We start from the raw sequence: 15,235 nt of genomic DNA, 5'->3' as shown, positions 1-15,235 counted from the left end.
GAAGGCCACGATCTGCTCCCTCTCCCGCGAAGCGGGGGAGGGCTGGGGAGGGGGAAATGACCTTCACCCTCGACGATCTTGCCGCGCTCATCAAATCGCGCCGCGACGATAGCGCCTCCAATTCCTACACAAAGCAGCTCTTCGAGGCCGGCCCGCCGCGCATCGCCAAGAAATTCGGCGAGGAGGCGGTGGAAGCCGTCATCGCCGCCATGGAGGGCGACAAAAAGGCGCTGACCAGCGAAGCCGCCGACGTGCTTTATCATCTCCTCGTGCTGCTCGAGGCGCGCGGGGTTTCTCTCGGCGAAGTGGTCGCAGAGCTTGGCCGCCGCACGGGACAATCCGGCCTCGCCGAGAAGGCCTCGCGCGGAGCCGGCAAATGATCGACGTCGCCGGGCAGGCGAATGGGGCCCTCTCGCCCTATCGCCGCTTCATGCGTTCCGAATGGGCGAGCCTGCGCGCCGATACGCCGCTGACCTTGACGCTCGACGACCTCACGCGCCTGAAATCGGTCGGCGATCCGATCTCGCTCGAAGAAGTCATCGAAATCTATCTGCCGCTGTCGCGCCTGCTTGCCCTTTACGTTGCCGCGACGCAGGGCCTCTTCAAGGCGACGCAGCGGTTTCTGGGCGCCGAGGACGGCAAGGTTCCCTATATCATCGGCGTCGCCGGCTCCGTGGCGGTCGGCAAATCCACGACCGCCCGCATTCTCAAGGCGCTGCTGTCGCGCTGGCCGAATACGCCGAAAGTCGAGCTCATCACCACTGACGGCTTTCTTCTCCCCAATGCCGTGCTCGAACGCGAGGGGCTGATGGAGAAGAAGGGCTTTCCGGAGAGCTACGACAACAAGGCACTGCTGCGTTTTCTCACGGCCGTGAAAGCCGGCCAGCGTTATGTCTGCGCGCCGGTTTATTCGCATCTGACCTATGACGTCGTCCCCGGAGAGTCGGCCTGTTTCGACGGGCCCGACATTCTCATCGTCGAGGGCGTGAATGTGCTTGCGGCGCGGCCGTCGCGGCAGCCGAAGGAAATTCCCTTCGTCTCGGATTTCTTCGATTTCTCGGTCTATCTCGACGCGAGCGAGGAGTTGCTGGAGCGCTGGTATATCGACCGTTTTTTGCAGCTCCGCGAGACCGCGTTCCGGGATCCGCGCTCGTATTTCCGCAAATACGCCGATCTCTCCGACGACGAGACGGTGCGCGTCGCGAAGGACATCTGGACGCGCATCAATCTCGAAAACCTGCGCCATAACATCGCGCCGACGCGGCCGCGGGCGAGCCTGATCCTCACAAAGGGCGCCGATCACCGCATCGAGGAAGTGGCGTTGCGGAAGTTGTGACACATTCGGGATTCTTCATTGGCCCGTGACGATCTTCGTGAATCTCGCGCAGTCTTCCGTAAGACGTGGCTCCGAGAGATTTGTTGCTCCGAGCAACAGGCCTTGCCGCTCGACCGTGTGAGCATGCCACGGGGATAGCGGCGTCGGCGCAAAACCGGCTGCAAGCGCGCGTGCCGCAATCTCGCGATCATCGGCGTCGGGCGGCAGCGTCAAAGACACGCCGAGGCCCCCCGTCGCGACGTCGAATGCGCCGCCCGAGGCGGCGGCAAGGCAATTCGTGAGCGCGTCCCGCCGCGCGCGATAGAGCCGTTTCATGCGGCGTAAATGCCGCAGAAAATGCCCTTCGGCGATGAAGGCGGCCACGGCGCGCTGCGTCGCCGGCGCGGGCGCCGGCGCGAGAGTCCCCGCAGTCTCGGCGAAGCGCGCCGCAAGTGGCGGCGGAACAACTAAAAAGCCGAGCCGCAAGGATGGGCTGATTGTCTTGCTGAAAGTGCCGGCGTAGATCACGCGGCCCTCGCGGTCGAGCGAGGCGAGCGCGGGCGCGGCGCGGCCGTTGAGCTGCAATTCCCCGAGATAATCGTCCTCCATGATCCATGCGCCAGCGTCGCTCGCCCATTGCAGCAGCGCGTGTCGCCGGGCGAGCGACATGGTCATGCCGAGCGGGGCTTGCTGCCCCGGCGTGACGATGGCGAGAGCGGCGCCCGGCGCCTTGCGGACGCCTTCGCACACATCGAGGCCCTCGCAGTCCACGGGGATCGAATTGATCGCCAGCCCGGCGATGGTCAAAGCGTCGCGCGTCAGCGGAAAGCCCGGGTCCTCGCCCCATGCGATGGCGTTCCGCAGCGGCAAGGCGCGCAAGGCAAGGCCCAGAGCCCCGGTGAAGCCGGCTGTCACCAGCACCTGCTCGGGCCTGCAGCGGACGCCGCGCGCGATTGCCAGATAGGCGCAGATCGCGTCCCGCAGCGCGGCCTCGCCGCGAGGGTCCGGATAACAGACCGGCGCGGCCGCGGCGGCGCGGGCGTGACGCGCCATCAGGCGAGACCATAGGCTGAAGGGAAAGGCGTCTTGCGCCGGCACGCCCATCTGGAAGAGGAGCGGAGGTCGCTCGAAGTCGCGAAACAGGTCCGGCCTCAACCCATGCCTGGGCGTATCTTGCATTTGAACTGAAGGAGGCGTGACCCGTTGCGCGACAAGGGTGCCGCCCGGGCCGAGCGCTTCCGTGAGTTGTTCGTCGCTCAGCCTTTCATAGGCCGCCCGCACCGTGCCGCGCGCGACGCCAAGCTGCGCCGCGAGATCGTTCCAGGACGGCAGGCGCGCGCCGCCGGCAAGCCGTCCTTCCCGAATGGCGTCACGTATTGCAACGTAAATTTGCGTCGCCAAGGGCGTTCTCGCCCTGCGGTCGAGCGTAATCAAAAATGGCCGCATGACCGATGGTACATTCATTTGCATCGATCTTGGCGCTTTTTTCTGAACCGATTTTCGCGCGACGATCCTTCATCGTTTTTGAACCGAGGAAACGCGCTTTGTCCCTTCTCAGGCTTCTTCTAATGGCGTTCGTCGCCACCGGCGCGGCGCAAGCGGCCCCTTCGGCAAACCCATTGACTGACGTCGCTGCGGTCGTCGCCCGGCGCGAAATTCCGAACATCCCCGGCAAGAGCCTCGTTAGCGTGCTCGTCACCTATGCGCCGGGTGCGAAATCGCCGCCGCATCGACACGCCGCCTCCGGCTTTATCTACGCCTATGTCCTGTCGGGCGCGATTCGCAGCCAGACAGGCGTGGCCGCGCCGCAGGTTTACCATGCGGGCGAGAGTTGGTTCGAGCCGCCGGGCGCGCGCCATTCCGTCAGCGAGAACGCCAGCGACGCGGAGCCGGCGCGTCTGCTCGCTATTTTCGTGGTGGATACGAGGGACGAAGAGCTGACGCACGCCGATCAGGAATGAGGATGATCATGACCCCACGTTTCGATTATTCGGTGGCCGCGCCGGAAGGCATGAAAGCGCTCGCCGGCGTCCATGGCTACGTCGCCCGCTGCGGCCTGCCGAAAGCGCTGATCGAACTCGCTTATCTGCGCGCCTCGCAGATCAACGGCTGCGCTTATTGCATTGGCCTGCATTCGCGCGCGCTGCTCGATGAAGGGATGGCGATCGATAAGATCTTTCTCGTGCCGGCGTGGCGCGAAGCCGGGGCCTTGTTCTCGCCACGCGAGCAAGCGGCGCTCGCCTGGGCCGAGACGGTGACGAAAGTGGCCGAAACAAATGTCCCCGATGCGGATTTCGAGGCGGCGCGCCGGCAATTCGACGAGAAGGAGCTGACCGACCTCACCATCGCGATCGGCTTGATGAACATATATAATCGTCTGGCGATCAGCGCGCGAAAGCCGCCCGACGCAGCGGCGCCCTCATCCGACCCTCGCTGACGCGAGGGCCACCTTCTCCCGCGAGCGGGAGAAGGAGAGAACACCGAGGTTTCTGAACCATCGGAAATGATCTCAAATCTAGCAACGCGGCTCCTTCTCCCGCGTGCGGGAGAAGGTGGCCCCTGCGTGAGCAGGGGTCGGATGAGGGCGCGCTCTTTAAGCGTTCCCCACAGTCCGCAACAGCGGCTTCGCCGGCCCATGCGTCGGCTTGCCGTCGATGGTGAGCGACGGGCCATCGGCCGAAATCTGCACCGTCGCGCCGTCGACGATCTCGCCCGCGAGCAGACGTTCGGCCAAAGCGTCCTGCAGCTCTTTCTGCATCACGCGCTTCAAGGGGCGCGCGCCATAGGCGGGATCGTAGCCCTTGGCCGCCAGCCAATCGCGCGCCTTCAAGTCCAGATGCAGCGTGATCTTGCGATCCTCCAGCAGCTTCTGGAGCCGCTTGACCTGGATATCGACGATCGCGCCCATATCCTCGCGCCGCAGGCGGTGGAACAGGATGATCTCGTCGACGCGGTTCAAGAACTCCGGCCGGAAGTGCGCGCGCACGACCGCCATCACCTCGTCGTGCACGGCCATCGAGTCCTCGCCCTCCTGCTGCATCACCAGGAACTCGGAGCCGAGGTTCGACGTCATGATGATCAGCGTGTTCTTGAAGTCGACCGTGCGGCCCTGGCCGTCGGTCAGGCGCCCGTCGTCGAGCACCTGCAGCAGCACGTTGAACACGTCCGGATGCGCCTTCTCGATCTCGTCGAAGAGCACGACCTGATAGGGCCGGCGGCGAACCGCTTCCGTCAGCGCGCCGCCTTCCTCATAGCCGACATAGCCGGGAGGCGCGCCGATGAGGCGGGCGACCGAGTGCTTCTCCATGTACTCGGACATGTCGAGGCGCACCATCGCCGTCTCGTCGTCGAAGAGGAAGTTCGCGAGCGCTTTCGTCAGCTCCGTCTTGCCGACGCCCGTCGGGCCGAGGAAGATGAAGCTGCCGATCGGACGGTTGGGGTCCTGCAGGCCGGCGCGGGCGCGGCGCACGGCGGTCGAGACCGCGATAACCGCCTCATGTTGCCCGACGACGCGCTTGGCCAGCTCCTCCTCCATATGGAGAAGCTTTTCCTTCTCGCCTTCGAGCATTTTATCGACCGGCACGCCCGTCCAGCGCGACACGACCGCCGCAACGTCATTCGCCGTCACAGCTTCCTCGATCAGTGCGCCTTTGCCTTCGCTGGCTTCGGTCGCCGCAAGCTTCTTCTCCAGATCGGGGATCTGGCCATAGGCCAGCTCGCCGGCGCGCTGATATTCGCCGCGCCGTTGCGCCTGGGCGAGTTCGTTGCGCGCGTGTTCGAGTTGTTCTTTCAGCTTCTGGGCGCTGCCGAGCTTGTCCTTCTCCGCCTTCCAGCGCGCGGTGAGCGCCGCCGACTTCTCTTCGAGGTCCGCGAGTTCGCCTTCGAGCTTTGCCAGCCTGTCCTTCGAGGCCGTGTCGGTCTCCTTCTTCAAGGCCTCTTGCTCGATCTTGAGCTGAATGATGCGGCGGTCGAGCTCGTCCAACTCCTCGGGCTTGGAGTCGATCTGCATCCGCAGGCGCGACGAGGCTTCGTCGACAAGGTCGATTGCCTTGTCGGGCAGGAAGCGGTCGGTGATGTAGCGGTTCGATAAAGTCGCCGCCGCGACGATGGCGCTATCGGTGATGCGCACGCCGTGGTGCATCTCGTATTTTTCTTTCAAACCGCGCAGGATCGAGATGGTGTCCTCGACCGTCGGCTCGTCCACGAAGACGGGCTGGAAGCGGCGGGCCAGCGCCGCATCCTTCTCGACGTGCTTGCGATACTCGTCGAGCGTCGTTGCGCCGACGCAATGCAGCTCGCCGCGGGCCAGCGCAGGCTTCAGCAGATTGGAGGCGTCCATCGCGCCATCCGCCTTGCCGGCGCCGACCAGCGTATGCATCTCGTCGATGAAGAGGATCACATTGCCCTCGGCCGCCGTGACCTCGTTGAGCACGCCCTTGAGGCGCTCCTCGAACTCGCCGCGATATTTCGCGCCGGCGATCAGCGCGCCCATGTCGAGCGCCAGCAGCTTCTTGTCTTCGAGAGACTCCGGCACGTCGCCATTGACGATGCGCAGCGCGAGCCCTTCGACGATCGCCGTCTTGCCGACGCCGGGTTCGCCGATCAGAACGGGGTTGTTTTTGGTGCGGCGCGAGAGCACCTGCACGGTGCGGCGAATTTCTTCGTCGCGACCGATGACCGGATCGAGCTTGCCCTCGCGCGCCGCTTCCGTCAGGTCGCGGGCGTATTTTTTCAGCGCGTCATATTGGTTCTCGGCGGAGGCGGTGTCGGCGGTGCGGCCCTTGCGCAGATCCTCGATCGCCGCGTTGAGCGTCTGCGGCGTCACGCCGGCGGCTGCGAGAATTTTCGCGGCCTCGGAGTCCTTTTCCATGGCCAGCGCCAGCAGCAGGCGCTCGACGGTGACGTAGGAATCGCCCGCCTTCTGCGCGATCTGTTCGGCGTTGGCGAAGAGCCGCGCGGTCGCCGGCGCGAGATACAGCTGCCCGGCGCCTGAGCCCGCAACCTTGGGAAGCTTGGCGAGCGCGGCCTCGGTCTTGGCCAAAGCCTCGCGCGAGCGCCCGCCCGCGCGGTCGATGAGGCCGGCGGAGAGGCCCTGATCGTCGTCGAGCAGAACCTTGAGAATATGCTCGGGCGTGAACTGCTGATGCCCCTCGCGGGTGGCGAGCGACTGCGCGCTCTGCACGAATCCGCGCGCGCGTTCGGTGTATTTCTCGAAATTCATAACATCACCTCTCGACCGGAAGGACGCCGCCTCTTTTTCGAGCGAGGCGCCCCATGTCAGCAATTTTTCGAGCCCCTTTCGGCGGCCTTCGAAAGCGATATGGGGAGGGTTGCAAGGAGTTGAAGGGGGCGCGACACGAAAGCGCTGCCTTCACGCGAAACCGCCAACTGGGGTTTATGAAAATTGTATTTGTTGCGGGCCGGTATACGCTGATGATCAGCGGCAAATCCGCCCCTCTCCCCGCTTGCGGGGAGAGGCTGGGTGAGGGGCCGGGGCGGGAGCCCGGGCGGGCGTGAAGGCCCCGAGCGCCTTGCGGCGTTTATCGTTTCTACTCATCCCCTGGCCCCTCACCCAACCTCTCCCCGCGCACGACCGCGCACGGGGAGAGGAGTCGCCCGTCATTGCGAGCGAAGCGAAGCAATCCAGGGCCGTAACATGGCTCTGGATTGCTTTGTCGCTTCGCTCCTCGCAATGACGGCTGTGGTCGCCCTGGGCTTGCCGGTCGGTGGGAGCAGCGTCACTCGATGATCACCCGCACCGGCCGCGACGTCACGGGGGCCAGCGCCAATCTCGCCTGGATGCGATGCGCGCCGGGCGTCATGGGCCAGAAGACGGTCTCATCTGCCTGCGCAACAGCGAAAGGCGCGCCGTCGACCAGCCAGACGATCTGGGCGTCCTTGCCGCCGTCAGTGAGTTTCAAAGCCAGCTTGTTCAAGGGAGCCGGCTGCTCCGGATTGCGCCAGATGTGCATATTGTGCTCGGGCGTCGCGATCACGAGCGCGCCGCTCTCCGCCGCAAGCGCCTCTTCGACAGGAGTCGGGGCGTGCGCGGCGGGTCGGGCGGAAATCTCGTCCGGCCGCACCCATTCGCGCAGCGTCTGCGGGCACTCCGGCCCGGCGTCCGCGCGGCAGAGGTCTATGGCGACGCGCCCGGGCGGCGGCGCGAAAGTCTCGGGCGCGAGGTCGCCGGGTTTCGTCCCATGCAGTTTCGTCATCATCGCATGCGCCAGACGCGCCGCCGAGCTGGCCCCCGTGAGGGCCCGCATGCCGCTCGCGTCGCCGCGCCCGATCCAGACGCCGACGATGAATTTGTGCGAGAAGGCGAGCGCCCAGGCGTCGCGATAATTTTGCGAGGTGCCGGTCTTCACGGCGACGGCGAAAGGATATTCGAGCGGCCCATAGCGCGGGAAAGAGGGCAGGCGCGCCTGCGGATCGGAGAGGAATGACGTGACCAGCCGCGCCGTGTCGAGCGACATCACGCGGCGCGGCGGCGCGCGCGCTTCGTCGCGCGCGAAAGAGAGATCATGCATCACGCCGTCGTCGGCGAGCGCCGCATAGGCGCGCATCAGATTTTCGAGCCGCGTCGGCAAGGCGCCGATCGCCATGGAGACGCCGAAGCTTTCTGGCGCCGCTTCGAGATCATGCAGGCCGAGCTCGTGCAGGAACAGGAAATTTGCTTCGAGGCCCACGCGGCGTAGCAGATTGGTCGCCGGCACATTGCGCGAATTGGCGAGCGCCTGGCGCGGCGTCAGCGGCCCGAGGTAGAGGCCGTCGGCGTTAGCGACGCCCGAGGCGCCTTCGGGAAGATCGTCGAGAAGGTCGGTGGGCTTCAGCGCGCCGCGCTCCAAAGCGAGCGCATAGATGAAGGGCTTGAGCGTCGAGCCGGGCGAGCGCGGCGCGCGGGTGAAATCGAAGGCGCCGGCGCGCGGATCGTTGTAATCGGCGGAGCCGACATCGGCGATGATGGCGTTGGAGCCGCGCTCGGCGACCATGATCGCAACCTGCCGCGCGCCGGCGTTGCGAAAGATGGAGAGATAGCGGCGCGCGAGCTGCGTCGCCTCGCGTTCGATGGAGAGATCGATGGTCGCATGGATGCGCGGGTCATATTGCGAGGCGGCCCGCACGCGGCCCTCGCGCGCCAGGCGCTCGTAGCGCAAGGCGAGATGCAGCGTCTCCGGGCGTCGCTTGGCGGCGAGCGGCCGCATGGCGGCCAGCTCGCGTCGCGCCAATTCGGCCTGAGCGGCGTCGAGCGGGCCCTCTTTTTCGAGCTGCGCAATGGCGTAACGCGCGCGCTCGACGGCAAGCCGCAGGCCGCTCTCGCGGGTGACGTTCATGCGGCCCGGCGATTGCGGAATTGCGGCGAGCAGCGCCACCTGCGCCCAGGAGAGATCCTCGACCGGCTTGTCGAAATAAAAGCGAGCCGCGTGCGCGATTCCATGGCTGCCGAGCCCATAGGGCGCAAGGCGCAGATAATGGGAGAGCGTCGCCTCGCGTCCCTGACGCGCGATGATCGCGAGAGCTGTCGCCGCCTCCCAAAATTTATTGGCGTATGTGCGCGGTTCTGGCTGCTGCATGCGCGCGACCTGCATGGCGATGGTCGAGGCGCCTTCCATCTGGCGGCGATGCGCGAGATTGTTCCACAGCGCCCGCGCCACGGCGCGCGGATCGACGCCGGCATGCGCATAAAAGCGCCTGTCTTCGAGAATGAGCGTCGCGCGGGCGACGCGCTCGGGGATGCGCTCCAGCGGCCAATAGCCGTAGTCGACGCGCTTTTCGCCTTTCTCGTCGTGTCTCGCATTGCCGATCTGCGTGATAAAGGCGCCGCTACGATCATAGACGATCTGACTCGCGGGCGGCGCGTCAAGATCGGCGCTGCCCGCGGCTTCTTGCGAGATCATGATCCCGCCGCGCAGCGCCGTCGAGATGAAAGCGAGCGCGGCGAGAAGTGCGAACCGGCTCATGGCTGCTTGGCGATTTCCACGCGCGCGCCGGCGCTCTGGCCGCGCAGGCCTTTCTTATACATCGTCTCCACGCGCGCGGGCGGTTGCGTATAGCCCCCCGCCGTCTGCGCCTTGAGGCGGAAGGCGAAGCGGTAATTGCCCTTGGGCAACGAGTCATACGCATAAAGCACGCGGTCGTCGCCATAGGAGACCCAGGTCGGCGCAAGAGTCGGCTCGCTGGAGGGCTGCGCTTCTGCGGGCGCCGTGGCGATATTGGGATTGAGCGGCTCATAGCCCGCCGCGAGTGGCAGCGAGATCGCCACATAAGTGCGATCTTCGGGGTTCACGACTTCCGCCGTCTCCTCGATGACGTCGCCCTGGTTCACGCGCAAGGTGCCATTGGCCGCCTCTAACTTCTCCGGCGCCTTTCCATTCTTCACGCGCCAGCTCTGCCGCGTGATGACGAAGCCTTCGCTCGCCGCTTGCGCTTTGGCGCCGGTCTCGGCGGGCATGTAGCGCGTCTCGACAAGCGCGATCAGCGGCGCGTTCGATGTGTTGGCGATGGTCAGCGGCGCGTCCTTGTCGCTTGCGCGGCGCGCGACGGGATTGTTGGCGTCGATCGTGATCGTCTCGGGCGCGCCGCCTTGCGCGAAAGCGACCGTGATCGGCGTCACCGGGCGTCGCCAGCCTTCGGCGAGCGCTTCGATGGCGCTGGCGTTGGCGTTTGTGCTGCCCCAGCCGTCGCCTTCGCCGAGCCGCAGCAGCGCGTCGCGCAGCACCGGCGCGCGCGGATCGGACGGCGCGGCAAGCGCCGCCGCGCGCAGCATCTCGGCGAGGCTGCGCGTCTCGGAGGGCAGGATAACCTCGGAAGCGCTTTCGCCCGCCATGCCGGCATAGACTTGCGCGCCGCCGCGGCTCGCGAATTTCACGCGGCCCCACATGGTCTCCATGAGAGAAGCGAGAATGCGCTGATCAACATTGGCGAGGCGCGCGGCGGCCGCCGCCATTTCAGCGACGCTCTCATTCGGCAGGAAATCGGCGCGGCGCGCGAATTCCGCGACATAGGATTCGTCCAACTTGCCGCCTTCGGCGAGCGCCGCGAGCGCGGCCGCGCGCTCGCGCATCTCTTCGCCGCCGAGCAAACGCGCATAGTCGGAGCGCAGCGAGAGCTTCAAAATATTGGCGAGGCGGTCCATCAGAGTCTTGTCGACCGGTTCGCCCGCGCGGTCGGCGTGCGCGAGGAAGGCGTAGGCCCAGGCGGTGAGCAAGACATTGCCGCGCGCGCGCGGCCAGAAGGCCACGAGCCCGTCGCTGTCGACCGATTGCTCGATCTGCATCGCCGCGTTTCGTACGTTCGCCGAGACGCGGTCCTGTAGGCCCGCCGCCGAGAGGATTGGCGAAAAGCCTTTGAGCGACAGGCTGGCGCGCGCCAGCGCAAGGCGCTGCTCGGTGCAACCGTAAGGATAATCGACGAGCATATCGAGGCCGGCAACGAGCTTGACGATCGCCGGATCAGCCGCAACGACAATGTTGCGCGAGAATGTCTTGGGGCGCGTTGCTTCGCCGATTGGGGCAAGCGTCTTGGTCTCGCCCGACGCAATTTCGACAACCTCATAGCGGCGCGTGGGCTCGCGATCGGGCTTCACGGGAAGGTCGATCTCGACGGCGTCCTTGGCGTGGTCGGCGTCACGGTCGATGCGGAAATTGAGCTTCACGCTGTCTTCGAGCGAAGCCGGCGCCTCTGCGCGCAGATCGACGCGCACGGGCTTGTTTTGGGCCCACTCGATCTTGCGGCTTGTTTCCCCCGCGAGCTTCAGCGCCGGCGCGGCGATCGCCGCCTTGCCCGCGCCGCCTTGCCCCTCCACGATGCGCGCCACGAGGCCGATGTCGAAAGTATCGCCCGGGCGGACGAAGCGCGGCAAAGCCGGCTGCGCGACGAGCTCCTGACGGATGAACATCTCGCCGCCCGCGGCGCCGAAACGATCCGGCCCGCTCACCGCCTTGGCGCGCAGCTTGAACACGGTGAGCGTATCGGGCAGCGCGACCTTGATTTTCACGACGCCATCGTCGCCCACTTTCACGCTCGGCAGATAGATCGGCACGGGCGTGAAATTCTTGCGCACGGAGATGTTGTTCTCGGCGCCCCATTCCTGAAGCTCGGCGTCGCCGCCCGCGATCTCTTCGAGCGGAATGACGCCGAAGGCCATGTTGCGCGTGTCGCGCGCCGCCATTTTGGTCTCGCGCGCCACAATGAAATCTGGCAGCGGATCGAGCGGGCGCTCCTTGGCGAGCGAGAGCACCGCCTGATCGACCATCCAGAAAGTCGCTTCGCCCGCGATCGGCTTGCCTGTGTCGTCGGCGAGCTTCAAGGTCACTTCGACCTCTTGGCCGGGGCGCGCCTTGGCGGGGGCGTCGAGCTTCACATTCACAATGTTCTTCACCGGCGTCACCTCGACCCATTTGGTCGCAGCGATGGTGACGGGCTTGCCCTGATCGAAATTGGCGGAAGGCAGCGGTGCGCTGTCCTTGAGGCGCCCGCGCATGATCAGGAAATGCACGGCAAGCTTGGGCGTCTGCTCCTTCTTCACCGGCAGCGCGAAGCGGCCGAAGCCATTGGCGATGTCGACATAGCTGTAGTCGTAGACGCCGCTCGGCTGCTCGACGATGGCGAGCGCGCGCGCGTTCTGGAATGGCGACTGGATGACGAGAGTCGCGGTTTCGCCAGGCGCATATTTTTCTTTGTCTGTCGTGATCGTCGTCGAGGCGGCGGGCGGGCGCGCGAAGGTGACGGGCGTGTCGCCGCCGACGAAGAAATCGACGCTCACCTGCTGGCGGCGCTTCAACTTGTCATAGGCCTCGAGCTGCACGACATAGACGCCCGCGTCTTTCGTCGCGAGCTCGATCTTCTGGGCCTCCTTGGCGCTCGTCACCTTGCGCTCGAAGACAGTCTCGTCCTGCACCTGAGTGACATATTTCGCGGCGCCTTGCGCGAAGTCGCTCGCCTGCAACGTCGAGATCCAATTGCGCTTGATGAGTCGCAGCGTCATCTCGACGCCGGCGATCGTCTCGCCCTTGCCGTCGACGGCGATGAGCTCCGGCGTCACGGCGCCGGGCTTTTCGACATAACGCGGCGTCTTCACGCCGAGCACGAAGGGCGGCAGCGCGATGACGTTCTGAACATTACGCACTTCGATTCCATCGTCGCCCGTGACGGTCGCCTCGATCGAGTAGCGGCGCGGCTGGGCGGTCGGCTCGATTGTCGTGTCGAAGGTCATGCGCGCGGCGCCGCCGGCGTCGGTGCGCGCGTCGCGCTCCAGCACGGCGGTCGATTTGAACTTGCCGTCGCTCGAAAAGCGCGCGTCGGTCGAGAAGAGGAAGCCCTCGCGGTTCGGCGGCGTGAACACATGCGGGAATTGCGCGGCGCGCCATTTGATGGGCCGATCCGCCGCGAGGCCGCCGGCGAAATAGCGGGCGAGGAGGTCGACGTCGAAGGTTCCGTCGAGCGCGACGGTCTGCGGCGCGTTGAGCACGACCTCGAAGGTCGGCAGGCGATAGGCTTCCTTCTTGAAAGTGAATTGGCCGCAGGAGGTATCCTGTGCGACTTCCGCCGTTTCACCCTCGGTGGCGTCCGCGTCTTCGCTCTTCTCGGGCTTCTTGGCTTTCGGCGCATCGGGTTCGAACTTCACCGAATAATCGCCGGTCGCCGGCGTCTGCGCGTCGAATTTGTGGTAGAAGCTCCCGCTCGCGTCGAGCTTCACGGGCACGCGCCATTCCTGATTGTTTGGCGCCGTCACGACGAGCGTGCCACCGGTTTTCGTGAGCTTCAACGCGCCCCCGACATAGCTGCGCACAAAGCCCTTGATATGGGCGGGCTCCTCGGGGCGATAGATCGGCCGCTCGGAAAACACATGGCAAAGCGTGCGCGGCTTTTCAGCGCGCTGCGAATCCGTTTCGGAAACCCAGGAGAGCCATTGCGCCTCGGGCTTCGACCACAACTCCCTGGAATATTCCGAGGGCGCGCTGTCGGGGTCGATCACCAGCGTGTCGAGCCCTTTGCTCACCACCACGCGGCGTAACTCCCCATCGCCGCGCTTGATCGGCGTCCAGGAGAAGAAACCGTTCGCATCCGTTACGCCGTTCGCGAGCGTTAAGAATTTATCGTCCTTGACGCCCTCGACGCGGATCTGCGCGCCGCTCACGGGCTGAGCGGTCGCGAGCGACGTCACGGCGAAGCGCACGCGCGCGGGCTCCTCTATGGCGGAGAGCGAAAGATCCGTCACCTGCACGCGCAGCCATTTGCGCTTGTCTTCATCGACGGCGCGAAGCCCGACGAGATAGGTTCCCGGCTGCTCGCGGCCAGCGATACGCGCGAAGTCGTCTTTCAGATCGACGCCGAATTTGGCATCGGCGCCATTGCGCTTGATCGGCAGATCGACAAGTCGCGAGACCGCCGGCGAGCCGAGCATTTTGATGCGCTCCTTGATGGCCTCGGCTTCGATATTGCCGCTCTCGCTCCAGCGCGCCGGCTCATTGCCTGGGAGCGGCGGCGCGTCGGCGTCGACGGTCTCCACGCCATGCTCAGGGAAGGGCCAGAAGTCGCGCGCGAGCGGATCAATGGCGTGGATGCGGATATCGGCGCGGTCATAGCTGCGGCCGCGCAAGGGCAAAAGTTGCGCGCCAAAACGCTCGACGACGCCATAGCCCGCGTCCCATTGCAAAGCCGGATTGTCGCGCGTGAAGGCGAAGCGCTGCGTGAACGGCGCCGCGAGCGGCCGGCCGCGCTTGTCCTTGAGCGCGCCGGGCGCGATCGACAGCTCATACACTTTGTCGGAGAGAAACTTGCCGGTGATCTTGAGATGGCTCGAGTCGGACTCGACAGCGAGATCGTCGACCGGCGGCGTGATGCGCAAGGCGTCGCGCGCGCGCAAAATGTCGAGCGTCTCCGGCTCGGCGTTGAGGCTCAAGGTGAGGCGGCGCTTGGCTGTGGGATTATAGGTCGATGCGGCGTCGCCGCCTTCCGCGTCGCCGCTCTCAGGCGCCGGCGCATCGCCATTCGCCGCACAGCGCAGCACGCCGCCGAGTTTGTCGTCGCTCCAGCCGCGCCCGCAGGTGGTTTCCGTCACGGCGAAGGGCAGGGCGGTGCGGATGCGCAGCTCGTAGATTTCGTCATCGAGTCCGGGCTCGTCCGACAGCTTGAGGCGCAGAATCGCAACGCGGCCATCATTGATGCTGTCGCGCAGCCGCAGCACATAGGTCTGTTCGGCGGCGCCGCCAGCGCGCTCGAGCGGGCGAATATCATAGGCAGAGGGGCTCAGGATTTGTCCGCCCTGCGCCGAGACGCCCGGCGCTGGACGCAGCTCGACCGTCATGAGCCGCGCGAGCGCTGCGACATCGACGGGTTGCGCGAAAGTGAGCGCGATCTGCGTCAATTCGGGCGTCGGATCATCGTTTGCCGATGGCGTGGTGGAAACGGGCGTTGGCAGCAATGCGACGAGTTTCTGCTCGGCGCCGCCGCTCTTCACAGTGACGCGCGACAGCGGCTTCCAGGGCTCGGCCGGCCGGAACTGCAATGCGCGGGGCCCGATCCAGCGCCATTCGCCGGCAGGCTGCGGCGTAATGGAAGCGTATTTCGCGGCTGAGTCCTCGGGGCCGCCGGCTTTGGGGCCGACGTCGCCGGGGAAGAAGATCGTCAGCGGATCATAGGCGCGCAGGAAACGGTCGGGCGTGATGCGGGCGCCGTCGGCGCGTTGCGCGTGGTCGAAAACCGGCGGCGCTTCGGCGCGCAGCGGCGCTGCGAAAGAGACCGCCGCCAAAATGCAGAGAGCAAGAGTCTTTTTCATCGCTGCGACTTTCATTGGCTCAATCATGCAAAAATTCGTTTGTTTGGGGGGCTGTCATTCCCGACGTCCGCGGAGCGAGCGATCGGGAATCCAGCGCAAATGCGCTACTGTGGCTCTGGATTGCCGGTCGGGCCTTTGGC

At 65.7% G+C, this 15,235-nt stretch carries 8 protein-coding genes; 4 read left to right on the top strand and 4 right to left on the bottom strand.

Going from position 1 to position 15,235, the window contains the following annotated elements; genetic code table 11:
- The first annotated feature begins 56 nt into the window (after positions 1-56).
- Positions 57-380 carry a phosphoribosyl-ATP diphosphatase gene (locus OGR47_RS13785; RefSeq protein ID WP_165053516.1) on the top strand — a complete coding sequence of 108 codons (324 nt, stop codon included), beginning with the start codon at positions 57-59 and terminating at the stop codon, positions 378-380.
- Entirely contained in the window at positions 377-1,336 is a 960-nt protein-coding gene (coaA, locus tag OGR47_RS13780; RefSeq protein WP_165053519.1) for a type I pantothenate kinase, read from the top strand. The genes OGR47_RS13785 and coaA overlap by 4 nt, the downstream gene beginning before the upstream one ends.
- Positions 1,337-1,351: 15 nt before the next feature.
- On the opposite strand, the gene OGR47_RS13775 is transcribed toward coaA, so the two are convergent.
- Positions 1,352-2,761 (bottom strand): PLP-dependent aminotransferase family protein, encoded by a 1,410-nt coding sequence (locus OGR47_RS13775; RefSeq protein ID WP_165053649.1) that lies wholly within the window; start codon positions 2,759-2,761, stop codon positions 1,352-1,354.
- A 122-nt stretch (positions 2,762-2,883) separates the two neighbouring features.
- Here OGR47_RS13775 and OGR47_RS13770 point away from each other — a divergent pair, with 122 nt between their 5' ends.
- Both OGR47_RS13770 and OGR47_RS13765 read left to right on the top strand, forming a co-directional pair.
- Positions 2,884-3,276, top strand: a complete 393-nt coding sequence (locus OGR47_RS13770; RefSeq protein WP_165053523.1) for a cupin domain-containing protein — start codon at positions 2,884-2,886, stop codon at positions 3,274-3,276.
- Positions 3,277-3,284: 8 nt separating this feature from the next.
- Positions 3,285-3,752, top strand: coding sequence for a carboxymuconolactone decarboxylase family protein (locus OGR47_RS13765; RefSeq protein ID WP_165053526.1), 468 nt, complete (start codon positions 3,285-3,287; stop codon positions 3,750-3,752).
- A gap of 156 nt (positions 3,753-3,908) precedes the next feature.
- Here the strand turns inward: OGR47_RS13765 and clpB are convergent, their stop codons facing one another.
- From clpB to OGR47_RS13750, 3 genes are all read right to left on the bottom strand, one after another.
- Positions 3,909-6,536 (bottom strand): ATP-dependent chaperone ClpB, encoded by a 2,628-nt coding sequence (gene clpB, locus OGR47_RS13760; protein WP_165053529.1) that lies wholly within the window; start codon positions 6,534-6,536, stop codon positions 3,909-3,911.
- Between the two features lie 517 nt (positions 6,537-7,053).
- A complete protein-coding gene (locus tag OGR47_RS13755) occupies positions 7,054-9,276 on the bottom strand; it encodes a transglycosylase domain-containing protein (RefSeq protein ID WP_165053533.1) in 2,223 nt (740 codons plus the stop codon).
- On the bottom strand, positions 9,273-15,095 hold the full coding sequence (locus OGR47_RS13750) for an alpha-2-macroglobulin (RefSeq protein WP_246729727.1): 5,823 nt from the start codon (positions 15,093-15,095) through the stop codon (positions 9,273-9,275). Before OGR47_RS13750 ends, OGR47_RS13755 begins: the two co-directional genes overlap by 4 nt.
- Positions 15,096-15,235 lie beyond the last annotated feature (140 nt).

Source organism: Methylocystis sp. MJC1 (genome assembly GCF_026427715.1).
Lineage (GTDB): Bacteria > Pseudomonadota > Alphaproteobacteria > Rhizobiales > Beijerinckiaceae > Methylocystis.
This window is presented reverse-complemented; position numbering and strand designations above follow the sequence as displayed.

Bases quoted from the DNA above. Each gene is read 5' to 3' on its own strand.
- OGR47_RS13785 (WP_165053516.1), top strand. From the start codon at position 57: ATGACCTTCACCCTCGACGATCTTGCCGCGCTCATCAAATCGCGCCGC.
- OGR47_RS13755 (WP_165053533.1), bottom strand. From the start codon at position 9,276: ATGAGCCGGTTCGCACTTCTCGCCGCGCTCGCTTTCATCTCGACGGCG.
- OGR47_RS13765 (WP_165053526.1), top strand. From the start codon at position 3,285: ATGACCCCACGTTTCGATTATTCGGTGGCCGCGCCGGAAGGCATGAAA.
- OGR47_RS13770 (WP_165053523.1), top strand. From the start codon at position 2,884: ATGGCGTTCGTCGCCACCGGCGCGGCGCAAGCGGCCCCTTCGGCAAAC.
- OGR47_RS13775 (WP_165053649.1), bottom strand. From the start codon at position 2,761: ATGCGGCCATTTTTGATTACGCTCGACCGCAGGGCGAGAACGCCCTTG.
- clpB (WP_165053529.1), bottom strand. From the start codon at position 6,536: ATGAATTTCGAGAAATACACCGAACGCGCGCGCGGATTCGTGCAGAGC.
- coaA (WP_165053519.1), top strand. From the start codon at position 377: ATGATCGACGTCGCCGGGCAGGCGAATGGGGCCCTCTCGCCCTATCGC.
- OGR47_RS13750 (WP_246729727.1), bottom strand. From the start codon at position 15,095: ATGAAAAAGACTCTTGCTCTCTGCATTTTGGCGGCGGTCTCTTTCGCA.